Source organism: Oxalobacteraceae bacterium OTU3CAMAD1 (genome assembly GCA_024123915.1).
Taxonomy (GTDB): domain Bacteria; phylum Pseudomonadota; class Gammaproteobacteria; order Burkholderiales; family Burkholderiaceae_D; genus Rugamonas.
In genome coordinates, this window is the sequence record CP099650.1 from 4181303 (window position 1) to 4207631 (window position 26329).

17 protein-coding genes and 1 pseudogene are annotated in these 26329 nt (G+C 60.7%); 7 read left to right on the forward strand and 11 right to left on the reverse strand.

The genetic code is table 11. The features are described from left to right. Window positions 1-28: 28 nt before the first annotated feature. Both NHH88_18035 and NHH88_18040 read right to left on the reverse strand, forming a co-directional pair. On the reverse strand, window positions 29-3187 hold the full coding sequence (locus tag NHH88_18035) for a TonB-dependent receptor (protein ID USX11608.1): 3159 nt from the start codon (window positions 3185-3187) through the stop codon (window positions 29-31). 79 nt (window positions 3188-3266) lie between these two features. Further along, a complete protein-coding gene (locus NHH88_18040) occupies window positions 3267-4490 on the reverse strand; it encodes a hypothetical protein (protein USX11609.1) in 1224 nt (407 codons plus the stop codon). Between the two features lie 413 nt (window positions 4491-4903). Between NHH88_18040 and NHH88_18045 the strand changes: the two genes are divergently transcribed. Then, window positions 4904-6409, forward strand: coding sequence for a tryptophan 7-halogenase (locus NHH88_18045; GenBank protein USX11610.1), 1506 nt, complete (start codon window positions 4904-4906; stop codon window positions 6407-6409). Further along, entirely contained in the window at window positions 6406-7887 is a 1482-nt protein-coding gene (locus tag NHH88_18050) for a tryptophan 7-halogenase (GenBank protein USX11611.1), read from the forward strand. Before NHH88_18045 ends, NHH88_18050 begins: the two co-directional genes overlap by 4 nt. Before the next feature lie 13 nt (window positions 7888-7900). Here NHH88_18050 and NHH88_18055 read toward each other — a convergent pair whose 3' ends face one another. After that, the gene (locus tag NHH88_18055) at window positions 7901-8941 is read right to left on the reverse strand and encodes a helix-turn-helix transcriptional regulator (GenBank protein ID USX11612.1); all 1041 of its coding nucleotides are present in this window, start codon (window positions 8939-8941) and stop codon (window positions 7901-7903) included. Window positions 8942-9200: 259 nt separating this feature from the next. Continuing rightward, on the reverse strand, window positions 9201-10799 hold the full coding sequence (locus tag NHH88_18060; GenBank protein USX11613.1) for a glycoside hydrolase 43 family protein: 1599 nt from the start codon (window positions 10797-10799) through the stop codon (window positions 9201-9203). 325 nt (window positions 10800-11124) lie between these two features. Between NHH88_18060 and NHH88_18065 the strand changes: the two genes are divergently transcribed. Further along, entirely contained in the window at window positions 11125-12567 is a 1443-nt protein-coding gene (locus NHH88_18065) for a DUF1593 domain-containing protein (protein USX11614.1), read from the forward strand. A gap of 21 nt (window positions 12568-12588) precedes the next feature. Here the strand turns inward: NHH88_18065 and NHH88_18070 are convergent, their stop codons facing one another. Beyond that, window positions 12589-13047 (reverse strand): GGDEF domain-containing protein, encoded by a 459-nt coding sequence (locus tag NHH88_18070; GenBank protein USX17371.1) that lies wholly within the window; start codon window positions 13045-13047, stop codon window positions 12589-12591. A 318-nt stretch (window positions 13048-13365) separates the two neighbouring features. After that, a pseudogene (locus NHH88_18075) lies at window positions 13366-15051 on the reverse strand (hypothetical protein). 839 nt (window positions 15052-15890) lie between these two features. Here NHH88_18075 and NHH88_18080 point away from each other — a divergent pair. Further along, window positions 15891-16193: a FlxA-like family protein gene (locus tag NHH88_18080; GenBank protein ID USX11615.1), complete on the forward strand. Its 303-nt coding sequence runs from the start codon at window positions 15891-15893 to the stop codon at window positions 16191-16193. Between the two features lie 73 nt (window positions 16194-16266). On the opposite strand, the gene NHH88_18085 is transcribed toward NHH88_18080, so the two are convergent. Further along, entirely contained in the window at window positions 16267-16899 is a 633-nt protein-coding gene (locus tag NHH88_18085) for a hypothetical protein (GenBank protein ID USX11616.1), read from the reverse strand. Window positions 16900-17611: 712 nt separating this feature from the next. Here NHH88_18085 and NHH88_18090 point away from each other — a divergent pair. Then, window positions 17612-18250 carry a hypothetical protein gene (locus tag NHH88_18090; GenBank protein ID USX11617.1) on the forward strand — a complete coding sequence of 213 codons (639 nt, stop codon included), beginning with the start codon at window positions 17612-17614 and terminating at the stop codon, window positions 18248-18250. Window positions 18251-18685: 435 nt separating this feature from the next. Here NHH88_18090 and NHH88_18095 read toward each other — a convergent pair whose 3' ends face one another. Next, complete coding sequence (locus NHH88_18095) at window positions 18686-19852, reverse strand: response regulator (GenBank protein USX11618.1); 1167 nt, start codon at window positions 19850-19852, stop codon at window positions 18686-18688. Window positions 19853-19973: 121 nt separating this feature from the next. Between NHH88_18095 and NHH88_18100 the strand changes: the two genes are divergently transcribed. Then, a complete protein-coding gene (locus NHH88_18100) occupies window positions 19974-22241 on the forward strand; it encodes an ATP-binding protein (GenBank protein ID USX11619.1) in 2268 nt (755 codons plus the stop codon). 241 nt (window positions 22242-22482) lie between these two features. Here NHH88_18100 and NHH88_18105 read toward each other — a convergent pair whose 3' ends face one another. The 3 genes from NHH88_18105 to NHH88_18115 are packed head-to-tail and all read right to left on the reverse strand — an operon-like array spanning window position 22483 to window position 25232. Further along, entirely contained in the window at window positions 22483-22776 is a 294-nt protein-coding gene (locus NHH88_18105) for a type II toxin-antitoxin system RelE/ParE family toxin (protein ID USX11620.1), read from the reverse strand. Next, window positions 22769-22987, reverse strand: a complete 219-nt coding sequence (locus NHH88_18110) for a hypothetical protein (GenBank protein ID USX11621.1) — start codon at window positions 22985-22987, stop codon at window positions 22769-22771. Before NHH88_18110 ends, NHH88_18105 begins: the two co-directional genes overlap by 8 nt. Window positions 22988-23036: 49 nt before the next feature. After that, on the reverse strand, window positions 23037-25232 hold the full coding sequence (locus NHH88_18115; protein ID USX11622.1) for an OsmC domain/YcaO domain-containing protein: 2196 nt from the start codon (window positions 25230-25232) through the stop codon (window positions 23037-23039). 176 nt (window positions 25233-25408) lie between these two features. Between NHH88_18115 and NHH88_18120 the strand changes: the two genes are divergently transcribed. Next, window positions 25409-26320, forward strand: coding sequence for a LysR substrate-binding domain-containing protein (locus tag NHH88_18120; GenBank protein ID USX11623.1), 912 nt, complete (start codon window positions 25409-25411; stop codon window positions 26318-26320). Window positions 26321-26329: the final 9 nt, after the last annotated feature.

Sequence of the window (26329 nt, forward strand, 5' to 3'; positions counted from 1 at the left end):
GCCCCGTTGGGGGCCGCCCCGCCGCGTCTTAGTACGAGTAGCGCAGCGCCAGGCGGTAGCTGCGGCCAGGCTCGAACCAGGCGCGGGTCATGTTGCCGATATGCTGTTGCTGGGTTTGCCGAACGACGACATCGGTGAGGTTGCTCGCCGAGAAGCTGGCCTGCAGACGCTCGGTGATCTTGTAGTCGATCCCCAAATCGAGCTGTCCGGTCGCTTCCTGCCAGGTTGGCAAACCCCAGGCCACGTCGGTCGGATAAACCGTCTTGCCGTTGACCACCGTCGCCCGGGTCGGATCGGCGCTGGTGGCGCCGCCGTTGCCGTCGGAGGTGCCATTGACCGCCACACCTTGCAGGAAGCGGCTGCGCCAGCTGTAGGCCAGACGCATCGACAGCGGCCCCTTGTCGTACAAGAACATCAAGTTGAACGCGTTGGGCGACAAATACTGCAACGGCATGTCGGTGAACGGCGTGCCGTCGGTGTCGCAACCGTAGGTGCTCAGCGACGTGTTGTTGAACGACCCGGCCGCCGGGCAGTACTTCAACGCGAACGGACGGTGCAACTCCTGCTTGCTCTTCAGGTGGGTGTAGTTGGCGGAGATGCCGAAGCCCTTGGCCCATTCCGGCAGCTTGCCCTCCAGTCCCGGCACGTTGTTGAAGTAGGTCTGACCGGCGATTTCCACCCCGGCCACGCGACCATCGGAAGCGTTGGTCGGCGCGCTGATCAGGAAGGTTTGCGGGTTGCCGGCCAGGTCGTTGTAGTCGGCGGTGTAGGCCGAGTTCAGCACGATGTCGCGCACTTTCTTGTAGAAGAAGGCGGCCGTCAGCGACGAGCCGCTGCCCGGATACCACTCGAGCGTCGCGTCAAAGCTGTTGGCCCGGGTCGGATTGAGCCTGGCGTTACCCTTGTTGACCCCCTTGTAGTTGATGTTGGCGATGGTGCCATCGGTGTTGCTGCTGACCTGTTGCTCCAAGGTGACGTACTCGGCCAGGTCGCCAAAGCTCGGCCGGTACATTGACTTGGCGAACGCGAAGCGCGCTTGCAACTTGTCGGTCAACTCCACCTTCAGGTTAAGACTCGGCAGCAGGTCGAGATAGCTGTGCTCGATATCGATCGGCTGGTTGATCTTGCCAAACTGCGGGATGGACGGCGGCGTGGTGCCGCTGTAGGTCGGCAGGAACACGGTGTAGCCGTGCGCCGTCGTGCTGGTGTGAACCACGCGCACGCCAACGCTGCCCTCGACCGGGAAGCGCAGCTCGTCGAAGGCGAAACGCGACGACAGGTAGGCGGCCTGCGTCTTCTCTCCCTGACGCCGGACGTTTGCCGGATCGCCGTCGTAGGCGAACGGCTTCCAGTCCGCGCCTGCGGTCGAGCAGTCGTCGCTTCTGTGCCAGTAGGCGTTGTTGTCCTCGCAGGCGTACTTCTTGACCATCGCAAGCTTGGCGTAGGCGTTCGGATAGTCCTTGACTGCGGCCAGGGTCGGCTGCACCAGGGTGCCCGGCACGGGAACCTTGCCGTTGAAGAAGTTGTCGTAGTTGGTGGTGCCGACCGGAATCAGGGCCGCGTACTTCGGATCGCTCAGATAGCCGAAGTTCGCGCGAGGTTGCCAGCCCGGATCGTTCGCGGTGGGCAGGCTCCCCGGCACGGTCGTCGGCCGCACAGCCCATGGCTCGCCGATGCTGTACCATTCCGAGCCGGTCGCCTTGGTGTTGTTGGTCGAGCGCTTGGTCAGGCGCACGCCGAAACGCACGTCGCGCAGCACCGGATGGTCGAACTTGTAGCGCACGTCGCCCTTCCAGGCGTATAGGTCGGCGGTCGCCTTGCTCTTGCCCGCCTGGACGTTGGAAACGTAATAATTGCCAGGATCGGTCAGGAATTTTTTCGCCGCGTCGTCGAAGGTGATCTGGCCGGGACTGCCGGTCAGGTCGATATCCATGCTTGGCACGAAGGTGCCCAGGACCATGCCGGCGCCGAAACTCTTGGTCGTCGCATGCACCCACTGCAGGTCGTTCTGGACGGTCCAGCGCTCGTTGATGTTCCATTTGGCATTCCAGGCGATCTCCCTGGTTTGCGAACTCGATTCGCTGAAGGCCTGGTTGGAGTTGAAGCCAAGGCCGCCGGCGGCGAACTGATTGGCGCCGGCGCCGCCGATCGGATAGGTGTACTTGGCCTTCTGCAAGATCCCCCGGCTGTCGAACACGGGGTCGACCAGCTTGGACATGTAGGGGTTTTCCACCCCCGTGAACAAGGCGTTCTCGACCGTTTTGTCCTTGTAGCCCGAGTGGAAATAGGTCAGCGCCGACTCCATGCCCGCCTTCTTCCACTGCAGCGCGCCATATACGCCGGCGCGGTTGGTCTCGCTGGTGTTGGTGCGCCACGATCCCGATTTGGGCACCCACAAGGTTTGTCCGTCGACGATGTCAGTGCGGGGGAAGTAGGCGTCGACCTGGATCGTGTCGTTGTGGGTGTTGTTCCTGTTGGCGGACACGTCGATCAGCGCGCCCCACTGGCCGAAGTCGTTTTCCCAGCGTTTGGACACTAGGCCGGAGACGGCGGGCGAGGTCTTCGAACCGAGCTGGTTGTAGTTGACGTAGGTCGAGGCCGAGAATTTGTCGCCCTTGTAGTCGAACGGCAGCGCGGTGCGCAAGTCGACCTGGCCGCTGACGCCACCCTCGATCAGGTCGGCAGGCGGATTTTTGTGCACGATCACCGCCGACATCAGTTCGGCCGGAACGTCGCCCCAGCTCAATTCGCGCCCCGGCCAGCCGGCCGAGAACGATTCGCGGCCGTTCAAGGTCGACGATCCCCAAGTCAGGCCGCGCACCGAAATGCCCGAACCCTCGACCGAGAAATGCTCCGGGTCGCCGCGCGATTTGTTGCGGTCCATCGTCACGCCGACGATCCGCTGCAGCACCTCGGTGATCGACCTGTCGGGCAGCTTGCCGGCCTCCTCGGCGACGACGCCGTCAATGACCTCCTCGGAATTCTGTTTGAGCTTGGCGGCCGATTGCATCGCCGCGCGCTGGCCCGTCACCACCACGGAGGTGACTTCCCCGTCCTTGGCGGCCGGCTCGACGGCCGTCTGCGCCTGCGCGGCGCCGCTGTAGAGCATTGCGAGCTGCGCCGCAGCCAGTGCCAGCGCGGTCATCCGCAAGGGTTCGCGCTTGATCTGTGTTCCGATTGTTTTCATTGTCTCCGTCCTATTGAAATCTTATAAGTGCTTTGCTTGCCCGCCGCGCACCGCCGGCGGGGTAGATCATCGCGCGCCATTACTGGAAGCTGATGGATCCCATCGTCACGCTGGTGCTGTAGATGCTGGTCCCGGCGTTCGGCACCTGATTGTTAATATCAGGCACGTTGAACTCGATCTTGGAGATCGCGTGGTCCTGCAGCTCCGTCGCGGCGTCGACCACGTCCAGGCCACAACTCCGCTCAACGGTGAACGACTTGAGATCGATGGTTTGCTGCTGCACGCCCTGCACGGATGTCGAGAACACCGGTGTGATGAACTTCTCCAGACGCACGTTGCAATCGTTGTTGGCGTTGTGGCCGAGGTACAGCCAAACCCTGAGTCGGGTCTTGTTGGCGGCGACCATTTCGGGGTTCATCATCAGATTGAACTTCATCGCCTGCTGGCCGTCGATCACCGCGCCGCCGGTCTCGCCGCCCTTGACCAACTCCTGCAGGCCGGCGGCGTAAACCGTGAGACCGTAGTAGCCGCCGAAATTAGGCGCGTCCGACTGTTTATCCATGGCGAGCGCGAAGGTGCTGCCGTCGGCGGCCACGGTGGTTTTGGTCGGATCCGAGGAATACCACTCGATTTTGCCGTTCTCCGTGGTACGGCCGACATCGTTTGCCTTGTAGCCGCTGGCGAAATTCAGCGGGGGCAATACCGCGTCGCCGATCGGAATGGTCTTGTCCACTTTCGCCGTCAGGTAGATATCGTTGCCGCCCGCCGTGGCGCTGACCACGCACAGGCCGTTGGCGCGCTTTTGCAAGGTGCTGCCGCTGACCGAGCACACATCCGGCGTGCTGGTGCTAAAGGTGACCGGCAGTGCTTCGGCGGCGCTCGCCACCAGTGGCAACGGCGCCGCGTCCAGCGGCTGCACCCCCGGGTTGCGGAAGGTGATCAGCGCCGGGCGCTTGGGAATGACGAAAAGTTGGCGCGCCGAGGCCGGAGCGAAGCCATCGCCGCCGGCCTGGTTGGCGTTGACCGAGCACTCGCCGGCTTTCAGCAGCGACAGCGTGGCGCCGCTGACGCTACAGGTGCCCGGCGTGTTCGACACGTAGGTGACCGGACCGCCGGAACTGGCGGTCGCCTTAAGCTCGATGGTGGCGACGGTGGCCGGGGCGCCCACTGTCGCGCCGCCCGGGAATGGGAAGGCAATCGACTGCGCCAGGCCGCCGTCGGCCCCCTTGTCGCCGCCACCGCCTCCGCAGCCAGCCAGCAACGTGGCGCAGGCCAATCCGACAGCCGTAAGCTGGAATTTCATTTTTTGTCCCCTCATGATTTTATGGTTTCTCTCTGGTGCGTTTACTGCTGGTTGGCTGTCACCGGCTTCGCCGCTGGCAAACGAAAATGCGCACCCGCTCCGCTGCTACCGGCGGCGTCGACGACGATAATTCGTTGTCTGCGGTATCACACTCGTGGAGGCTATTATGTGGAGAGGAAATACTTGCGGCAATTACAAAAAACATCAATACAACATATAAAATTCAGTAGATTGCGACTTCGCGGACCGGCATGGTTTTTTTTGCGGCGATTCGTGCGAGAATTATTCCGCTCCCTTGCTCCACCGCTGCGCGTCCAACGCTGACGGCGCGGGGGCGGGCTCATTTCACCGGCGCCGACACGCCGGCCGCATCCTTGCCCGCGCAGGCAAGCACTCTAAAAAGAAGCAACGACATGTCCGACAAAAACATACGAAAAGTCGTCATCGTGGGCGGCGGTACCGCCGGCTGGATGGCCGCCGCGCCGCTGGCGCTCAAGCTGCCCAAGACCTGCGAAGTGGTGCTGGTCGAGTCGCCAGAGATCGGTACCGTCGGCGTCGGCGAGGCGACGCTGCCGACGATCCGCTACTTCAATCTCGCACTCGGCCTGGACGAATCGGACTTCGTCAGGAAGACCCAGGCGACCTTCAAGCTCGGCATCGAATTCAAGGATTGGGGCCATGTTGGCAACCGGTTTTTCCACGGCTTCGGCGACTTCGGCCCGGCCATCGAGAACCGCCCGGCGACCATGTACTGGCAGCGCCTGTCGCGCGTGTTCAAGGACATGCCGTCCTACGAGCAATGGTCGATGGCGACCATGATGGCGCGCAGCAACCGCTTCGTGCCGCCGCAAGACGACATGCCAACGATCACCGACGCATATGGCTACGCCTACCATTTCGACGCCGGACTGTATGCCGCCTATTTGCGCGACTACGCCACGCAACGCGGCGTCAAACGCATCGAAGGCATGATCGAGCACGTGGAGCAGCACCCCGAAACCGGCTTCATCACCGCCCTCAGGCTGCGCGACGGCCGCCGCGTCGAGGGCGACCTGTTCGTCGATTGCTCGGGCTTTCGCGGCCTGCTGATCGAAGGCGTGTACCAGGCCGGCTACGACGACTGGAGCGCCATGCTGCCGTGTAACAGCGCGCAGGCCGTCCCGTGCGCCAAGGTCGAGCCGCTCACGCCGTACACCACCTCCACCGCCAAGGAAGCCGGCTGGACCTGGCGCATTCCGCTTCAACATCGCACCGGCAACGGCCACGTCTACTGCGACGGCTTCACCACCGACGCGCAGGCCGGGCGCGTGCTGCTCGAAGGTCTCGACGGCGATCCGCTCGGCGAACCGCGCCAGCTGCGCTTCACCACGGGCCGGCGGCGCAAGTCCTGGGTCAAGAACTGCGTGGCGATCGGCCTGTCGAGCGGCTTTCTCGAGCCGCTCGAATCGACCAGCATCAACATCATCGAAAACGCGGTCGGCTGGCTGCTCCAGTATTTCCCCGATCGCGACTACCGTCCCGAGCTGGCCGACGAGTTCAACCGCCTGGTCGCGCAGCGCTACGAGTACGTGCGCGACTTCATCATCATGCATTACAAGCTCACCAACCGTACCGATTCGGACTTCTGGCGCTACTGCGCCAACATGGCGATTCCCGATACGCTGCGGCACCAGATCGAGACGTACCGCGAAACCGGCCGCGTCGTGGTCTACGACAAGCTCGGCTTCACCGAACCGTCGATGGTCTCGCTGCTGATGGGACTGGGTGTGGTGCCCAAACGGGACGACCCGCTGATCGACAACCTCAATTTCGACCAGTTGCTGGGGCACCTGGCAAGCCGGCGCGACATCATCGCGCAGGTGGTCAAGGCGATGCCCGCTCACGCCGAGCACATCGCCCGGCATTGCGCCGCGCCATGAAGCCGCCGTTCAAACGCATCGTGGTGGTCGGCGGCGGCGCGGCCGGATGGATGACGGCCACCGCGCTGGCCACCGCCCTCAAGGGCGCCACCACTATCGAGCTGGTAGAGTCGGAGGAGATCGGCATCGTCGGGGTGGGGGAGGCGACCTTTCCATCGATCCGCAACTTCCACCGGCTGCTCGGCATTGACGAGGCCGAGTTCCTGCGCGCCAGCAACGGCAGCTACAAGCTGGGCATCCAGTTTTGCGACTGGCGCGCGCAGGGCGAAAGCTATTTCCACACTTTCGGCGACTTCGGCGAACTGAGCGGATCGCGCGCGGTGTGGGGCCAGTACCAACGGCTGGGCGAGGCCGGCATTGGGTCCCTGGGGGAGCAATGCCTGCCGAGCGTGATGGCCGCCCAGGGCCGCTTCGCGGTGCCTGGAGAGGCCGACCGCTACGATTACGCCTACCACTTCGACGCCGCGCTGTACGCCGCTTTCCTGCGCAAGCTGGGGGAAGGGCGCGGCGCGCGCCGCACCGAGGGGCGCATCGTCGACGTGGCGCGGCGCGCCGACGGTGGCGTCGACCGGCTCACCCTGGCCGATGGGCGCGTGGTGGCCGGCGACCTGTACATCGACTGTTCCGGCTTCGCGTCGCTGCTGCTGGGGCGCACCCTGGGCGAACCGTTCGTCGACTTCAGCCACTGGCTGCCGGTGGACCGGGCCTGGGCCTGTCCGACCGAACGCATCGGGACCGAACTGACGCCGTACACGCGCGCCACCGCGCTGGAGGCGGGTTGGGCGTGGCGGATACCGCTGCAAAGCCGCACAGGCAACGGCCACGTGTTCGCCAGCCGCTACATCGACGAGGATCGCGCGCGCGAACAATTGCTGGGGCAGCTGGACGGGCCGGCGCTGGCCGAACCGCGCCTGCTGCGATTCCAGACCGGCCACCGCGCGCGCGCCTGGGTGCACAACGTGGTCGCGCTAGGCCTGTCGGGGGGATTCCTGGAGCCGCTCGAGTCCACGAGCATTTTCCTGGTCCAGCGGGCGCTGGGGAAGCTGATCGATTTGCTGTTGACGGGCGCGCCGTTGACCGAGCACGTGCTGGCCGACTACAACGGCGAAATGGCGCGCCAGTTCGCGCGTGTGCGCGATTTCATCATCATGCACTACTGCCTGAGCGCGCGCCGCGACAGCGCGCTGTGGCGCGCGATGGCCACCATGGAGCTACCCGAGACCTTGGTCTTCAAGCTCCACGCATGGCGCCAGGCGGGCGCGCTGCACCAATACGACCTGGAGGGCTTCGACGCGACCAGCTGGCTGGCGATCCATGCCGGCATGGGGCACTGGCCAGTACGCGCCGACCCGTCGCTGGGCGACATCGAGCGCGCGGTCGCGCTGCAGGGCTTGCGGTGGCGCCGCGAATGCATCGCCACCGCCGTGGCGGCCATGCCCCAACACGACGCCTACCTGCGCGGCGTGCTGGGGCGCTGATGAACACACCGCCCTAGGGTGTGCTGGACGGCGCTGGCTCCGGCGCCTCCTTCTTGAAGACTTCCCGGAACGCCTTGGGCGTGCAGTGGTATTCCTCCTTGAAGAGCCGGTTGAAGTACGAGGAATTCTTGTAGCCGACCGAATAGGCGATCTCGGCGATGCTGGCGTTGGTGTTTTCCACCAGCAGGCGCGACGCCTCGGTCAGTCTGAGCTTGTTGAGGTACCCGGTAAAGGTGTAGCCCATTTCCGCCTTGAGTATTTCGTTGACCTTATTGCGGTTCACGCCGGTTTCCGACACAACCGTTTCCAGATCCAGTTCCGAATCCGCGTAACGCGTCGCCAGCAGTCTCAGAAGGTTGGATTTTTCTTTTTCCCGGTGCGGCTCCAGCGCCAATTGCTGGTAGGCCACCAGCGGCAGATCTTTCTGCATCCGCGCGTGCAGGTCGTTGGCCAAGGCCACCGCGCACTGCTTGACGAACCAGTACCCGAAACCACCCCAGGCCACGATCAGGAACGCGGCGAAAAAATACAGGTAGGCGTAATTCCGGTCGTGCAATTCGATGTTGGCGATTTCGATGCGGGAGGGAATGCCGAGCCGGCTGGCCTTGCTCGTGCCCACTTCGATCTGCGCGACCTTATCCAGCGAGTAGCCCTGGTCCGACGGGTCGAGTTTGTTCATTTCGCTCCACCACAGCGGAACGGTCAAACGCGTCAGGTCGATCTCGGCGATGGCCCCGTCCTGATTGCAGTTGACGAATGCCGATGGCGCGCGATAAGTCTGCAGCTGATCCGGTTTGGAGAGCTTGTCATCAAAGGTGTTCAGGCCGATGCGGATGGTACCGGCGGGGAAGCAGCGCGCCTCGAAACTCATCTTGCCGAACCTGGACCAGTTGGACAACGTCGGTTTGCCGGTGCTGTCTGTAAAGAGCAGGGCGGTCAATGCAAAGGGAAAGGGCTGGTCGCGCGACAGGACGAATTCCATGATCAGGCGCCCGGTGTCGACTTTCGCCTGCAGTGGGGCGGTCGCGTCGTCGCCGTTGTGCGACTTGTGCAACTGCCAGGAAAAATCCGGCCCAAACAGGGGGACGCGGTGATAGCTGCGGTTGACGCACAGATACCCGATCAGTGCACTGACACAGAGAAGCAGGACCAGCCGAACCAGCGCTTTTGAATATAAGTTGTGCATGCAAGTAAAAGTTGTAAGGCCTGACAACGACAACTGCGCCACACACCGGTGCGGGGCAGTTGTCAGGTCTCGCAATGTACAGCATGTCATGCTGCCTGTAAATTTTTATCTGGCAGTAGAATTCATCTTAGTATTTGATTCTGAACCAGTCAAAATCCACGTAGCCACCCGCGTTCTTGGTGGCGTAGTTGAACAAGCCGAAACGATAGCCCATAAAATGAGGGATGGTATATTTCATTTTTAAGGTCGAACCTATCGGCTTCCAAACTTTGCCGTCCAAGCTGTAGAAGAACTTGGCTTCGTCTTTCATGTTTGTGAAGTCGCAATCGATTTTGAAATAGATATTATTTTGGTGCAATGGAATTCGTTGCACTTCAACGGCTTTATCCTTGTCGGTGGCGGTCATCACTATCGATTTTTTACCGCCTTCCACTTTTACGCCCACCAGACCGTATTCTCTTTGCAGAGCTGACAATCCGGCGTAATCGCCTTCCTTCATTTTTGCTACGTCCAAGGCGACAGAAGCCGAACTGGTAGGGCCAATAGTGCGCTGCGTAAGCGTGTTTCTGGCCAACAGAAAATCAGGGTCAATTTTTCCTGTTTTGAGGCGCAGAAATCCTTTTCTTTCGCTGACAGACCAAAGCGTATTGTCCGGATTATGGTTCCATTGCCAGACCAATGGTAGCGACGCCTCGCCACTTTTGCGGTTGAACTCATCGGAAGCGACCAAACCTGGAATCAAACCTTTACTGGCAGGCAGGTCCAGCTTTTCCGGGGCTTTGCCATTTTCTCCCAACACGGGCCAACCATCCTCCCACTTCACGGGAACGAGATAAGGAATGCGTCCCACAGCACCGAAGTCGCGGAAAAGATAAGAAAACCAACGCCCGTCGGGGGTGTCTATCAATCCGCCTTGGGCGATCCCAAGGTCCTGAAATGCAATTTTTCCTTCCCACGGACCGTTGACACTGTCCGCCCGATGTATGATTTCCGTCCGCATTCCCCAGTTCGCCGGCGCGCAAATGTTAAACAAATAGTATTTTCCATTGACTTTAAATAGTTGAGACCCCTCGGCGTTAAGGCTCGGCTTTTCCCCGCAAGGTATGCTGGAATTCTCGATAAGCACTCGCTCGGGAACACCCTGCCTGACGCCGGTCAGATCATCATTCAGCTCAACAATTTTTAGCTTTTCCGCGCCGTAAATCAAATACACTTTGCCATCGTCATCGAAAAATAAGGAACTGTCATGATACGACGGCTTAAATGACACCCTTTGCCAGTTTCCTTTTTCGATATCTTTTGTTTTGAAGACGTAGGTCTCACCCGTGTCATGCGCGAAAGTGGTGACGTAATATGTACCCTTGTGGTAGCGCAGGCTACTCGCCCACGACCCTCTACTATAGATGCCTTTTCCGTCTGTCAAATTCAGCGCCGGCAGATCTGCCAGCGTATCGTAGGCATAGTTGAGCAGCTTCCAATTGACGAGATCCGTGGATTTCATAATGGGAACACCAGGGTTCATGTGCATCGTCGTGCTACTCATATAGTAATTATTACCCACCCGGATCATCGCCACATCGGGTACATCAGCGAATATGATCGGATTTTCCGCTTGCGCAAAAGAAGTGCCCGGAACAAGCAAAAAAATCGAGGCGGAAACAGCCTCGATTATTTTTCGCATAAAATATGTTGAGATTACTGATGGAACCCTGGTGTAAAATTTCATGGTCACAGTTTTTACTGGTTATATGGGGAATATTAATCGGGTACGTTGTCCGTCGCCAGTGGCTGTCGCTGGCGAGGGAGAAGCGCAGGCCCCGGTCGCCCGGAAAAACTGGCGAAGTGTAGCCGTGTCGTCGCGCGACGAATGCGAGGAAGTGCACAATCAATGCGACTATCTGCACGGATGCAATAATTTCATCATAAACGCCACTTTAGGGCGGCTTAAATAAAATTATTCGTCCCACCGGTGGATTTGATAATTGTCTTGGCGCTGAGTGTGAATCACAATCCTTGCTTGCGAACTAGCCCCTTAATTCACGAGAGATACGATGCGATTACTTCCCATCGCTGCCATGTTGGCGGCGTTTATGACCTGCGCGCCTGCCGTTTGCCTCGCCGAACCCAAACAGCGCGTGATTGTCCTGAGCGATATCGAGGCCGATCCCGATGACAGCCAGTCGCTGGTGCGCTTGCTTCTGTACGCAAACCAGATCGATATCGAAGGCATCGTCGCCACGACCTCCACGCACCAGAAGTCGCGTATCGCACCGGAAACGATGCATGCGATTATCGACGCCTACGGCCAGGTACAACCCAATCTGTTGAAGCACGAGCCGGGGTTCCCGAAAGCGCAGGCGCTGAAAGCGCTGGTGCGCTCCGGGTCGGCACTCTACGGCATGCAAGGAGTCGGCGAGGGCAAGGACACCCCGGGATCGGACACGATCATCAAGGCCCTTGAGAAAAATGACGCGCGGCCCCTATGGGTTTCGGTATGGGGCGGCGCCAACACGCTCGCTCAAGCGTTATACCGGATCGACCGCGACAGGACGCCTGAGCAGGCCGCCCGACTGCTGAAAAAGCTGCGCGTCTACACGATCTCCGATCAGGACGATTCCGGCATCTGGATGCGCACCAAGTTTCCCGATCTGTTTTACATCGTCAGCCCCGGCGGCTATGGCAACGGCACCTGGACCGGCATGCACTCGACCGAGCAGGGCTTCGACAGCACGGAGGTGAGCAACAACTGGATCGCCGAGCATCTCCAGCAGGGCCACGGTCCGCTGGGCGCGGTGTATCCGGACGTCTCTTTTGGCATCGAGGGCGATACGCCGGCTTTCCTGTCACTGATACCGAACGGCCTGAACGCACCCGAGCATCCGGACTGGGGCGGCTGGGGAGGGCGCTACGAGTTGTACACGCCAGCGTTGGAGACCACCGATCCGAAAGGCTTCACCGGCAACGTCCCCGTCCTGCAAGAGCCGCGTCCCATCTGGAGCAACGCCGTGGATAGCTACAGGCCGTTCATCCACAACGACTACGGCCGCACCGTGAAAGCCCACGACAAGGTCTCCACCGGGTACAGGACCACCATCTGGCGCTGGCGCAAAGACTTCCAGAACGATTTCGCGGCGCGGATGGATTGGACCACCAAGCCGTACAAGGGGGCGAATCATCCGCCGGTCGTCAGGCTCGGCAATAGCGAACGGCTGACCATCAAATCCGGCGAAGTGTTCGCGATGAGCGCGGCCGGAAGCTCCGACCCCGATGGAGACAGCTTGAGCTACCTGTGGTTCCAATATCCGGAAGCCGGCAGTTACAAGGAGGAGATCAAGCTGGGGTATGCGGAAAATCATCATACCGTTTCGGGGCAGGCGCCAGCGGTGTCCAAGCCGGAGACCGCGCACTTCATCGTGAAGGTGAGCGACAAGGGCAGTCCGGCGCTGGCGCGCTACCGGCGCGTGATCGTCACCATCGTGCCGGCCAATCCCTGAACCACCACAGGCACGGCCTCGTCAAGGGGCCGCGCCGTCCAGGCGCCAGGTGTTGCGCCCGGCGGCCTTGGCCTGGTACAGCGCCAGATCGGCCGCCTTGTACAAGTCGTCGACATTCTCCGCGCTGGTGAAGTGGGCGCCGCCGATGCTGGCGCTCACGCGCATCTCGATCGCGTGATGCATGATAGGGCGCGCCATATCGTCGACAATGCGCTGGCAAATCATGCCGCCGACCGTCGTGTTGCTTAAGGGGGCGAGCAGCACGGCGAATTCGTCGCCGCCCAGGCGCGCCACGCGGTCCGTCTGGCGCACCGCTTGCCGCAGCCGGGCGGCCGCTTCGACCAACAGGGCGTCGCCGGCGTCGTGGCCGAAGGTATCGTTGATCTCCTTGAAACGATCCAGGTCGATCAGCAGCAAGGTGAACGGCACGCCGTCGCGCTGGGTCTGGGCAGCCATGCGGCGGATCTCGTCGGTGAACATGCGGCGGTTGGGCAGCCCTGTGAGCGGGTCGCTGTAGGCCATGGTTTCAAGATGCCCCTGGGTGGCGCGCAGTTCGGCGGTGCGCTCGGCCACCATGGCTTCCAGTTCGCGCTTATGGCGCCGCAGCAGCGCGGTACGCGCCTGCACCAGGCCCGCGATACCGGCCACCATCACGACCACCGCCAGCGCGCGCACCCAGTTCTGCTGGTGCCAGGCGGGCAGCACGCGCACCGGCACGTCGAGGCGCAGCGGTGTGCCGCCTTCGGGATCGCTTTTGCGCAGCTCCAGCGTGTAGTCGCCTGGCGCCAGATTGGTGTAGCTGATCGGGCGCGAGGTGTTCTCGGTGTCGATCCAGTTGCGATCGAAGCCGGCCAGGCGGTAGCTGTGGCGCTGTTGCCCGGGAACGGCGAAATCGAGCACGTTGTATTCCAGCGAGAAGCCGCGTTCGCGGTCTCCCGGCGCCAGCGTCAGGACGGCCTTCGCGGCCGCGCCCGGGTTGAAGGGGGCTTCGGGCAGCTTGCGCCCGCCCAGCAAGATGCCGGTAACGGCAAGCGGCGCAACATCGTGGCGCTGAGCCAGGCGGGTAGGCCGCACCACCGTGATGCCGGTCAGGCCGCCAAACAGGATGTCGCCGTTGGCGGCCCGCGCGCGCGAGCCGAACCAATATGTCGGGATGTGCATGCCGTCGGCCGCGCCCAGCTTACGTACCGCCAGCGTGTCGGCGGCGATGCGCGCCAGGCCGTTGTCGGTGCTGAGCCAGATGGTGCCGTCCGGCTCGGCCACGAGCGCATTGACGCCGTTGTCGGGCAGCCCCTCGGCCACGCCGAAGCGGCGGAACCAGCGGCGACCGGCCGCGTCGGTGCGCTCCAGCATCGCGACGCCGCTGCCGTAGGTGGACACCCATAGCCGGCCGTCGCGGTCCAGCGCCAGCGAGGAGACGGAGCCGGGCGCGATGCGGGTGGCGTCGCGTGCGTCGGTGGGCAGCAGTTCGACCGGGCCGCCGTCGGGCGGCAGGCGCGCCAGGCCGGCGCGGGTGCCGATCCACGCGGAGCCATCGTCCATCGGCAGGATGGCGCTCACGCGCATGTCGCCCAGCACCGTGTCCTCGTGGCGGAGCAGGGTGGTGGCGCCGGCGCCGTCGAGCGACAGCACCAAGAGGCCCTCGAAACCGCCTACCCATAGCACGCCGTCGCGGTAGGCGAGCGCCCTGACCGCCGCATCGGCGGCGCGCTTGGGCAAGGCGACGCGCCTGACCTCGCGGCCGTCGCCATCGCTGCGGAACAGGCCTTGATTGGTGCCGATATAGACGCTGCCGTCGGGACCGTTGACCATAGACTGCACCCGGCCTTTGGGCAGGCCGCCACCGCTGATATCGGCCTGCGGCACGATTTCGCCGACCTGGCCGCGCAAGGGGTCGACGATATTGACGGCGCCGCCGGTGGTGGCGATCCAGACCTTTCCGTCCGGGCGTACCAGCAACTGGTGGGCGCTCATTTTCGCGCCGCCGGCACCGGTGAAACGAATGGTGAGGAATCCTTGCGGGCGTGGGTCGTGAACGCTCATGGCCTGCGAGGTGGCGACGAATAATTGCCCGCCCCGTTCGCGGAACATGGCGACCACTTCGTCGTCGTACAGGCTGTCGGTGGCGTCGGACTGATGGCGGATTTGGCGGATCCGGCCGTGCGCAGGATCGAGCTCGAGGACGCCGCCGCCTTCGGTGCCAAACCAGAGGATGCCGGGCGACTTTTCGACGATCGAGAAAATCGGATAGCCTTGCACGGCCGGTTTGCCGTCGGCGCCCAGCACTTGCTGCGCACGCCCCTGGGCATCGAGCGTGAAGGCGCCGTGGGCGCGGGTACCGATCCAGACGCGCCCGGCGCCGTCCTGGTACAGCGAAGTGATCGCCGGTTCCGGCGCGCCGGGCGCGACCAGCGCCACGGCCTCCACCGGCAACCGGTCGTTGGCGCGCTGGAACAGGCCCTGCCGGGTGCCGATCCAGAGCATGCCGGCGCGGTCGCGCAGCAAGGTCGCGACGCCGCCTTTCGGCAGGGCGGTGGCGGCGATCTGCGGCGCGCCGCTGGTAGCCGCGTGCACCCGGCCATCGGCGCCGATGCGTTCCAGGCCGCCCGCCGTGCCGACCCAGATGCCGCCGCTGCCGTCGTCGGCCAGCGCCGTCGCGCGGGCGTGGTTCAATCCCCCTGCGCCGGCGCCGATGGTGACGAAGGCATCGTGCACGGGATCGTAGCGCGCCAGCCCGCCGCTGCTGGTACCGACCCACAGGCGCCCCGCGCCGTCGACCAGCAGCGAAAGGATGTAGCTGTCGGGCAGGGAGCCCGGCACGATGGCGTCGCTGACGTAGCGGCGCATGCGCATGCCGTCCCAGCGCACCAGGCCGTTTTGGGTGCCCAGCCAGATGAACCCGGTTTTGTCTTGTGCGAAGACGGTGCCGAAGCTGAACGCGGTCTCGGTCTGGTGGCGGAAAGCGGTGTGGCCCATGGCTGACCAAGGCTCCGCCGCGTCGTCAGCCTGGACTGCGGGAGCGTACAGCGCCAACGCTACCACGACGATATTGACCAGGGCGATGCAGGCGCGACGGAGGGGTATGGTCATCATGAATTGTATTGTCGGCAGGAATCCCAACTATAAACAGGGCACCTTGAAATGCAAGCGCAACACTGGGTTATTTAACGGTTCCCGCCGGGTGTTGCAACATATCAACACGTTGAGTTGAAAAGACGGGCGCTCGTTGTGGATTAGTCTGCTTCCGTTAGAAATGTACGATGTAGTTGCCCTAAAACATTAATATGGATTAATATCTCGGCACATCAGATACGGAGGGGATCATGGCATTGAGCATCGGACGCGGCGCCCGCAGCATCACCAACAGTGTCAGTGCGCAGGGCCAGATCGTGCGGATCATGGCGCAGATCAAGGACGTGCGCAAGCAACTCACCGCGCTGCAAAAGCAGTTGCGTGAAACCAGCGATCCGGAGGTGCAGAAGCTGCTGTTCAAGCAGATCTTCGACATGCAGCGCACGATCCAGTTGATGGAGCAGCAGATCGCGCAGATCGAGGCCGCCGAACAGCAAAAGGCAGCCGCCCGTCAGCACGAAAAGCAACAACCGGCGGACGACGAAAAGGCCTAGCCGATCATTGCGCCCTAAGTGTCGTGTACCTTGCTACAGCCCCCGGGGTTCCGTCGCTTGTTGAATGTCCGTTCTAACTCGGATTTGGTAGTCGTTCCTTGAGTTTTATGGTGATGCGAGCGATTTCTTTCGAGTTTATGTGAATAACGTCAAGAAGGTGGTCGTACTCTGTGTAGTTGCCCTCCATGAATAGCCGGTCGGCTGCGTTCGGCATGCGATCTAGCATTTGTTTTAGGTAACTCGCTGATGTTTTCAGCCTTATTATCAAAGCGAGAGTTCTTTGATCCCCGAATTCTAAGGCCCTAATTAGATTGAGTTCGTCTATTAAAGTTACCAGAGGGAGTTCCCATTTGGTTTGCGTGAGGCTAACAGCAAATATGTTCTTGTCTTTGTGTGCTTCATAAGCTTCGGCGCTCACTATTACAAGTTCGTCCGCTAATGCATGTAGCGATTTACATCGGCGTTCGTGCATTAGTTGATCGGCAAGTCGTGCGGCGGCTTGTGCCGCTTCGCTTTGTGAGTGGCCGATAGTCCATGCTGCGGCGATCGCCAAGAATCCTCCGATTGCCTGTGCCCAACTCGCTGCGTTGGCAAAGCTTTCCCCGCCTGGAAGAAGCAAAGCTACAACGAATCCACAGAGAAAAATAATTGTTCCCAGCAGAGTTGCCATTGTTATGGAGCTAAGATTTTTGACGAACTGTTTCACACTGAGCTTTCGTGAAGTCGAAAGCACATTGTCCCACGAGAAACGCGCTGAAAGTTGACGGGTGTTACGAGCGGCTGTATTGGCGGGACGCAACGAGAAGCGAACTTGTACCTTGCCACAGCCCCCCTGGGTCCGGCGCCGGCCGCATGTTTATTTCAACAGGTTTGTCGGGGCAGGCGATACTGTATGCGCTTTGTTTTCCGCTTGCCACTGTTGCCGGGATTTCAATCCGAGATTGCGCTTTGGGGATGTGTTGTCATCCGCCAATATGCCGCAATTGACGAATTTAGGTGGACTCTGAACCCGTGGCAACGTATTGGGTAATAGCTTCGGTAATCTCGTGCTGTGGTAGGCAACGTATTCTCGGCGGCAACTTGGACCTTTGCTTAAACGATATGAAGTCGAAGCCGTGGAGTGCTTTGCTCTGTTGAGGGGCATACGATGGAAAGGCTGAGAACGGGGTGCAACAACGCGCTCGGCGTTGTCTACCTCGCCAGAGCGCCTGGTGTCCCTGCGCCTGTGGAATGCTCGCCTGAAGTGCCCTCTATGCTGTATATTTATACAGTCTAGAGGGCGTCATGGCAAGTACATCACAGCCGATTATTTTTTCAGATACAACACCCTGCGGGACGCAAAACGCCCACTAAGATCTCGATACCTTGATCTAATTATAGGGTATCATAGTTTTCCTTAAGTCAACACACCGCTAGCCATGGAAAACTCCTATTCGATCTCTGCAACCGGTATGGTCCGATTGAGTTCGTTTGCACTATGTCTTTTGCTTTTTTCTTCACCAAGTGTTCGTGCGGAGATATATCAAGGCATTGAGCCTAATGCTACATTGCAGGAGATTAAGGCAAGGTTCCCAAATGCTGACTATAAACCCGTAAACGCTGCATGGGTGACAGCTGACAAGGCGTTTTATCGTATCACTGGTACTGGCTTGGTCGGGGAGCTCTACGTTGCTTTTTACGATGATCGACCAGCATCGTTCACTTCTATGACTGACGCGAAGGCGGCGGGAAACGAGATAATGGCAAAATTTTACTTAGCACAGTGGGAGAAGGGTGCTGAGGCGGCGTTAGCGACGCAATGGGTTCGGTGGGTGCCGCCATCTGCTATCCCCGTTGAGCGGTTTTTCGGTCGCTATGGTAAGCCGGTGAAGGTTGAGTTCAATGATTCTGACATGGCTCCGTACTATCAATGGAAAGAAAAGGGCGTGTTGGTTACACTGACAGACGACTTCAAAAAGGCGCTTAGTGTTGAATACAGTTTCACAATGGCTGAATGGTTTGCAAGTTGCAAGAAGAAATATGATCTCAAAATATGCGAGAAGTTCTACAGCAAGTGAGTGTGTAGCGTGTTGCTCGATCCATTGGAGCGCGACACTTTCTTATCGAAGGCGTTATATTGGCGCCATGCAACTACAACTGTTCCGTTTGAATCCGTAACGCCGGGAGAGCTTGAACTGATTTATCGATCTATCAGGCATAGCTATTGGCATTTGAGGAACCTGAGAACGGCCAGGTGGGGCCAAGCAAAGGCGAGGAAGCATTACCGGATGGTGGCGGCCCCAAAAAAACGCCTACTCATGGTAGGCGTATCAAAGCGTGAAATACGGGACTTACTAGCTTGTTGCCGGTCGAAGTGTAGCAGGCATCGACACCCGTTTAAACCATGTCCATTTTGTCCCTAAACGACGTGCCAGTCTACGCCACCAATTTGACATAATATAAATTATGCGAAGTGTGACGTGGTCCGAGCTAACAAACCCGACACGCTCCGCTTATGCCAGCTTACGCGGCAAAACCACATCAACACAGGTCCGCCCACCTGGTCGGCTGACAATCTCAAGCCGCCCATCCAGGCTGAGCGCCCGTTCGCGGATACCCAGCAGGCCAAACGATTGCGGCCGTGCCGCCGTCGGATCGAATCCACACCCGTTGTCCTCAACCCGCAAGATGCATTGACTGGCCGAACACCGCAGCGTGACCGTGGTCTCACTGGCGTCCGCATGCCGCGCGATATTGGTCAACGACTCCTGCACGATGCGGAATATGGCGATGGCTTGCGGTTCGTCCAGCCCGCCCGGTTCCAGATCCAGCGTCAGGCTGCAATCGAGTCCGCTATGCCTGCGGAACTCGTCGACCAGCCATTCCAGCGCCGAGCCTATCCCCATGTCCAGCACCGTCGGCCGCAGCGTCGTAGCGACATTGCGCACCACGCCGATGCTGCGGTCAACCAGATCGGTCAACCGGCGCACGTGCTCGTTCAGGCCCGGAGCATCGGCGCCGAACCGTACCCGCAGCAGCCCCGCCCGCATGCGCAACGCGGTCAGCGATTGGCCCAGTTCATCGTGGAGCTCGCGGGCGATATGCTTGCGTTCATCTTCACGGGTGGTTTCCCGATGCGTGGCCAACTCGCGCACTTCGGCGGTGCGCGCCGCCACCTGCAGTTCCAGACTGTCGCGATATTGCTGCAGCACGCGCTCGGCTTCACGGCGTTCCTGGTTCTCGCGCATCAGCAGCGCATTCTGGTCGACCAGTTGGGTCCGCATCACGGCCAGCCGCAGGTGGGTCGACACCCGCGCCAGCACCTCATCGAGCTGCAGCGGCTTGGTGACATAGTCCACCGCGCCGGCGGCAAAGCCGGCCACCTTGTCGGCGGTGTCCGTCAGCGCGGTCATGAAGATCACCGGCACGGTGGCCGCCGCGCCGCCGCCGGACTTGAGGCGGCGGCACACTTCAAAGCCGTCGATGCCCGGTAACTTCACATCGAGCAGTATCAGGTCCGGCAAGGCGAACGCCACCCGCTGCAAGGTTTCGTCGCCGCACTGCGCCACGGATAGGCGCAGGCCCTGCTGTTCCAGCATGTCGACTGCCAAGGTCAAATTGGCCGGGATATCGTCGACGATCAAGATGGTACGGCCACGCAAGTCTGGCGGCAGGTTCATGGTTACTCCGGCTGTACACAAGGTGAGTTCGTAGAAGTTGATCCTATGCTACCAGACCCGGGTATATACTTGGGCTCGCTCTGCCCTCCCCTTGTTGTTCCAAGAACCCATCGGTCCGCACATGAACCAGACGCTCTCCAGGCCAACAGCAATAATTTACTACCTGGTTGTCTTATTGTTATTCCTGACGCCGACATTGCTGGTCTGGCAGCATTTCGGCATGGTCCGGAGCCTTGAGATATCCCCTCGCCACCCACATGGCATCAAACTGGCGGACGACCGTGACGACGACCACGGCGACTCGGTCGCATCGCTGGTGCGCACCAACGACGCGCTCACCATGCGCTGCGACCTGGGAACCGGCACCCAGTATCCATTTTGCAAAATGCAGTTTCTGATGGGCGAACCGGGCGAGGGACTGGATTTTTCCAATTTCGATACCGTTACCTTCAACATGCGCTACACGAGCGACCAGCCCAAATTGTTCAAGCTGCACCTGCTGAATTTTGAACCAGGCTTGTCCATTGCTGGCGTTTGGAACTCGCAACGCTATAACGAAGCCGAGATCGCGCCCCCTCCCGAAACGACTTTTACGATCCCACTCAACGTGGTGCACACTGCGGAATGGTGGCGCAGCGCGCACAAGATACCGTTGTCTAAAAACCCCACCCGGCTCGACCGGGTGACCGCCGTGGAGATTGCGACTGCGGTGTTAGGCCCGAAACAACTGATCACGATCGAGTTGCGGTCGATCGAATTCCGCGGCAAATGGATGTCGAAGACAACCCTGCTCATGTATCTGGTGTCCGCCTGGATCGGCTGCGGACTGCTCGGCTTGTCGCTGGGCCTGCTCCACTTTCGGGCCAGCCTTTCGGCAAGCAATTCACGCCTGGAGAGTCTGACCGCCATCGATCGCGAACGCAAGGCGGCCGAGGCGGCGCGCGAGGCGGCCCTGGCCGAGGCGATCCGGTTGGCGCACCAGCGCAGCAACTTCATGGCGCAAATGAGCCACGAATTGCGTACCCCGCTCAATGCCATCATGGGCTACGCCCAGTTGCTGCGGCGTGACAGCCAACAGCTCAGCGAACGACAGGCCGTCGGCCTGGCCACCATTCATGAGAGCGGCCAGCACTTGCTTACGCTCATCAATGACATCCTGGACATGGCGCGGGTCGAAGCGGGAAAGATGGTTTTGTATCCGACCGCCGTCGATCTCGACGTTTTCCTGCGGGTGGTGAGCGACATCGTGCGCGTCAAGGCGGAAGAAAAAGGCATCCGGTTCAGCTACGAGTTGGTCGCCGACTTGCCGGCCGCCGTCACGATCGATGAGACACGCCTGCGCCAGGTGCTGCTCAACCTGCTGGGCAACGCCGTGAAATTCACCGATCGCGGCGCCGTTTCCCTGCGGGTGCGGCCGGCGTCGTCCGAAGAAGGCCCGGCCGTCCATGACGGCCGCGCAAGCACGCGCTTGCGCTTCGAGGTGGCCGACAGCGGTATCGGCATGAGCGCCCAACAGCTCGAGCGTATTTTCCAACCCTTCGAGCAGATGGGCAACATGAAGCGGCGCGAAGGGGGCGCGGGATTGGGCCTGGCCATCAGCCGGCAACTGGTGCGCCTCATGGGCGGCGACATCGCAGTCGTTAGCGAACCGGACAAGGGCAGCACGTTTTGGTTTGAACTGACGGTGCCGATCGCCACCGAGAGCCCGGCGGCCGTGCAGCCACTGCACAACATCGTCGGCTATGAAGGCGCACGCAAGCGATTGCTGATTGCCGACGACGTGCCGCAAAATCGCGCGATGTTGGTGGACTTGCTGCAGGCGGTGGGCTTCATCGTGGCTGCGGCGGAGAACGGGCTGGAGTGCCTGGTCCTGCTGGAGAGCTTCAAGCCCGAGCTGATCTTGATGGATGTCATGATGCCTCTGCTTGATGGCAATGAGACGACGCGGCGGATACGCCGGATGCCGGGTTGGGAAGCCATTCCGATTGTCGCCGTGAGCGCCGGCGCGAGCCGGGAGGACGAATCGAAATGCTATGAAGCGGGCGCCAACGCCTTTCTCGCCAAGCCGATCGAACACGAAGCACTGCTGCGCACGATCGGGACCCAACTGTCGCTGGACTGGATTTCCACGCAGCCAGCGCCCGTCGCCCCTGCCCGGGAAGACGCAACGGATTTTGTGATCCCGCCGGCCGAGGAAATCGAGGTGCTGTGGCAATTGGCGCAACTCGGGAACATGCGGGAGATCAGGGAGCGGGCGCGCTACCTGCAGGAGCTCGATCCCGCCTACGCCGCTTTCGCCAACCGTCTGGACACGCTGGCGCGGGGCTACCAGTCGCTGGCGTTGACCACCTTCGTCGCGAGTCATCGGGCTGACAAAGCGTTGCAATGACCAGCGCCCGGTTGACGTCCGGCGCTTGTGGACCTACAGACAAGGCACTAGACAGGCCGGGCGGAGCTAGCCATCCACGACAGTTCAACGGCTGCTCCAGCGACCTTTGCCGAGGCCGCTGGAGCGGCCTTCCCTGTTTCCCATCCCGGGACCGGTAGTCACGCCAGCATCCCTGCAACGAAGCGGAGGACAGGACTTGCCAAGCAGAATAGCTCGCCGTCCGCAGCTTGAACGGCTATTCTTAAACCTTCGGCGGCCAGTTACGACGAGCATAAAACAGATGAAGTATCTGCACCTCGCTGCCGTAAAGGCGATATGAAACGACATACGGAGTTCCGCTGACAATCAACTCGAGAGTGCCATCTACACGGCCTTTCTTGCCCAGATAAGGAAAGTCGGCAAGCTGGCCGACTTGCCGAGCTATCTGTGCGTCAATAGCCAGCGCGGCTCCCAAATTATGGGAACCGATGTAGTCCACAATCTCATCTTTTTCACGGACCGCTTCAGGCAACCAAAAAATGGCGAAATTAGGCATCAGTCTTGCCAGACAACCGCGCCATCAGGCGGGCCTTCGAGGTCGCGAAAACCTCATCATGAGACTGCAACGGCGCGGACTTGGCATCCGCTATTTTCACGCGCTTCTCGATCGTCGCCTTAACAACCGCGTCATGATCTTGCGCCTCGATAGCGTCAATCTCACGCTGAAGCTGCTCGCCTGAAGGCAACTCTACTGGAATGGACGCCATTGGATTACTCCTCGAAACCAACGTGGGATGCCACGATTATACGACAAGGTCAAACCGCCGCCTTCGCCCGCGCCGTATGCAATTTCTTGTAGCTGTCGATCAGACGTTCGTGCCTGTCGAGGCCTTCCAGCTTCATGCTTGTCGGCGTCAAACCGTAGAACCGCACGCTGCCGTCCATCGATCCCAGCACCGCGTCCATCCGCGCATCGCCAAACATCCGGCGGAAATTGACCACGTAATCTTCCAGTTCCAGATCGTCGTCCAACTCCACTTCCAGCACCACGTTCAAGGCCTGATAGAACAGTCCGCGCTCGAGCGAGTTGTCGTTGTATTGCAGGAAGGCTTCCACCAGCTCTTTTGCCTCTTCAAACTGCTCCAAGGCCAGATTGATCAACAGCTTCAACTCCAGCGTCGTCAACTGTCCCCAAGGCGTGTTCTCGTCGAACTCGACGCCGATCAACGTGGCGATATCGCCGTATTCGTCCAGTTCGTTATCGTCCAGACGTTCGAGCAGCGCCTCCAGGGCGTCATCGTCCAGGCTGTGCAAGTTCAACACGTCGGAGCGGAACAACAGCGATTTGTTGGTGTTATCCCAGATCAGATCCTCCACCGGATACACTTCCGAATAACCCGGCACCAGAATCCGGCATGCGGTCGAGCCTAGTTGGTCGTAGACGGCCATGTAGACCTCTTTACCCATTTCTTCGAGAATGCCGAACAAGGTCGCGGCTTCCTCGGCGTTGGAGTTCTCACCTTGTGCGGAGAAATCCCATTCCACGAAATCGTAGTCGGCTTTGGCGCTGAAGAAGCGCCAAGACACGATGCCGCTGGAATCGATGAAGTGTTCGACGAAGTTGTTCGGCTCGGTCACGGCGTTACTGACAAACGTCGGCCGAGGCAAATCGTTCAAGCCTTCAAAGCTGCGGCCCTGCAGCAGTTCGGTCAGACTGCGTTCCAGCGCCACTTCCAGGCTCGGGTGCGCGCCGAACGAGGCAAACACCCCGCCCGTGCGTGGATTCATCAACGTCACGCACATGACCGGGTAGGTTCCGCCCAGCGACGCATCCTTGACCAGCACCGGGAAGCCCTGCTCTTCCAGGCCTTGAATGCCGGCCACGATGCCCGGGTACTTCGCCAATACTTCCTGTGGCACGTCGGGCAAGGCGATTTCGCCTTCCAGAATCTCGCGTTTAACCGCCCTCTCGAAGATCTCCGACAGGCATTGCACCTGCGCCTCGGCCAGCGTGTTACCGGCGCTCATGCCATTGCTGACGTACAGGTTCTCGACCAGGTTCGACGGAAAATACACGACGGCGTCGTCCGATTGCCGCACGAATGGCAGCGAACAGATGCCGCGCTCCACATTGCCGGAGTTGGTGTCGTACAGATGCGAGCCGCGCAGTTCGCGATCGGCGTCGTAGATTTCCAGGCAATACTCATCCAGGATTTCGGCCGGCAACGCGTCCTTGCGGCCAGGCTTGAACCAGCGTTCGTTCGGGTAATGGACGAAGGCGGCGTTGGCGATGTCTTCGCCCCAATACGCGCCCGCATAGAAGTGGTTGCAGTTCAGCCGCTCGATATACTCGCCCAGGGCCGACGCCAAGGCGCTTTCCTTGGTCGATCCCTTGCCGTTGGTGAAGCACATCGGCGAGTGCGCATCGCGGATGTGCAGCGACCAGACGTTGGGAACGATATTGCGCCACGAGGCGATTTCAATCTTGATACCCAATCCCGCCAGAACGCCGGACATATTGGCGATGGTTTGCTCCAGCGGCAGATCCTTGCCAACGATATAGGTGTTGGCTTCCCCTGCCGGCTTCATGGTCAGCAACGCCTGGGCGTCGGCATCCAGGTTCTCGACTTCTTCAATAATGAATTCGGGTCCGGCCTGCACCACCTTTTTCACCGTGCAGCGGTCGATGGAGCGCAAGATGCCTTGGCGGTCCTTGTCCGAGATATCGGCCGGCAGTTCGACCTGGATCTTGAAGATCTGCTGGTAACGGTTCTCCGGATCGACAATATTATTCTGCGACAGGCGGATGTTTTCCGTTGGAATATTGCGAGTTACGCAATACAACTTGACGAAGTAAGCGGCGCACAAGGCGGACGAGGCCAGAAAATAGTCGAACGGACCCGGCGCGGAGCCATCCCCTTTGTAGCGGATGGGTTGGTCGGCGATGACCGTGAAATCATCGAATTTAGCTTCGAGACGTAGCTTATCGAGAAAATTGACCTTAATTTCCATGGGGAATTCCAATCTGGTGCGCAAAATGAGTTGGCCGCCATTATCCGTTGTTTTGGCCGTGCGGCAAAGACTGGCACACGACCATCGCCGCTATACCGCTCTGATACTATGCGAAATCGGAATAACGATAGGCACGGCAGGGCGGACAATGGCAACTGGCATGGGAGAACGGACCGATGGACATCAAGTGGCTGGAGGATTTCATCAGTCTCGCGCGGACGCGCAATTTTTCGCGCTCAGCCGACGACCGCGGCGTGACCCAATCGGCGCTCAGCCGACGCATCCAATCCTTGGAGGCCTGGGTGGGCGCCGATCTGGTCGACCGCAGCAGTTATCCGCTGGTGCTCACGCCGGCCGGCAAGATGTTCGGCGCCGCCGCAACCGAGGCGGTACGGCTATTGAACGATACCCGCGCCGTGCTGCGCGTCGAGGAAACCAATGACCAAGTGCTGCGCGTGTCGGCCGGCCATGCCTTGTCGCTGAACTTCTTTCCAGGCTGGCTCAATTCGGTGCAAGCGCGGCACGGCCCGCTGCCGGCGCGCATCTTGCCCACCAATGTGCACGACTCGGTGCTGTCGCTGGTCGAGGGAAATTGTGATCTGCTGCTGTGCTATCACCACGCCGACTTGCCGATCGAACTGGATGCGCAGCGCTTCGAATTCCTGCACCTGGGCGACGAAACGGTGATGCCGGTATCGGTGCCCAACCGCGCCGGCTCGCCGATGTTCGCGCTGCCCGGCGGCACGGCCGCTCCCCTGCCCTATCTGGCTTACACGGCGACGTCCTACTTCGGCCGGGTGGTGCAACGCTTGCAGGCGCGCACCGGCCAACCTGTCTGCCTTCGCAGCTGTTACGAGAGCGACATGGCCGAACTGCTCAAGACCATGGCGCTGTCCGGACACGGGCTGGCCTGGCTGCCGGAGAGCAGCATCGCGCGCGAGCTGGCCGAAGGCAACCTGGTGCGCGCCGGCGGCGATTTGTGGACCATGCGGCTCGAGATCCGGCTGTTCCGCGCCATTGCCCACCGCAAGCCCATGCTGGACAAGTTGTGGGACCAGTTGCGCGAAGGCCGGCAATCCGCTTCCTGACAGGCCACG

Excerpts from the sequence above, each read along its gene's own strand:
- NHH88_18035 (USX11608.1), bottom strand. The coding sequence starts at position 3,187 with ATGAAAACAATCGGAACACAGATCAAGCGCGAACCCTTGCGGATGACC.
- NHH88_18040 (USX11609.1), bottom strand. The coding sequence starts at position 4,490 with ATGAAATTCCAGCTTACGGCTGTCGGATTGGCCTGCGCCACGTTGCTG.
- NHH88_18045 (USX11610.1), top strand. The coding sequence starts at position 4,904 with ATGTCCGACAAAAACATACGAAAAGTCGTCATCGTGGGCGGCGGTACC.
- NHH88_18050 (USX11611.1), top strand. The coding sequence starts at position 6,406 with ATGAAGCCGCCGTTCAAACGCATCGTGGTGGTCGGCGGCGGCGCGGCC.
- NHH88_18060 (USX11613.1), bottom strand. The coding sequence starts at position 10,799 with ATGAAATTTTACACCAGGGTTCCATCAGTAATCTCAACATATTTTATG.
- NHH88_18065 (USX11614.1), top strand. The coding sequence starts at position 11,125 with ATGCGATTACTTCCCATCGCTGCCATGTTGGCGGCGTTTATGACCTGC.
- NHH88_18070 (USX17371.1), bottom strand. The coding sequence starts at position 13,047 with ATGTTCACCGACGAGATCCGCCGCATGGCTGCCCAGACCCAGCGCGAC.
- NHH88_18080 (USX11615.1), top strand. The coding sequence starts at position 15,891 with ATGGCATTGAGCATCGGACGCGGCGCCCGCAGCATCACCAACAGTGTC.
- NHH88_18090 (USX11617.1), top strand. The coding sequence starts at position 17,612 with ATGGAAAACTCCTATTCGATCTCTGCAACCGGTATGGTCCGATTGAGT.
- NHH88_18095 (USX11618.1), bottom strand. The coding sequence starts at position 19,852 with ATGAACCTGCCGCCAGACTTGCGTGGCCGTACCATCTTGATCGTCGAC.
- NHH88_18100 (USX11619.1), top strand. The coding sequence starts at position 19,974 with ATGAACCAGACGCTCTCCAGGCCAACAGCAATAATTTACTACCTGGTT.
- NHH88_18105 (USX11620.1), bottom strand. The coding sequence starts at position 22,776 with ATGCCTAATTTCGCCATTTTTTGGTTGCCTGAAGCGGTCCGTGAAAAA.
- NHH88_18110 (USX11621.1), bottom strand. The coding sequence starts at position 22,987 with ATGGCGTCCATTCCAGTAGAGTTGCCTTCAGGCGAGCAGCTTCAGCGT.
- NHH88_18115 (USX11622.1), bottom strand. The coding sequence starts at position 25,232 with ATGGAAATTAAGGTCAATTTTCTCGATAAGCTACGTCTCGAAGCTAAA.
- NHH88_18120 (USX11623.1), top strand. The coding sequence starts at position 25,409 with ATGGACATCAAGTGGCTGGAGGATTTCATCAGTCTCGCGCGGACGCGC.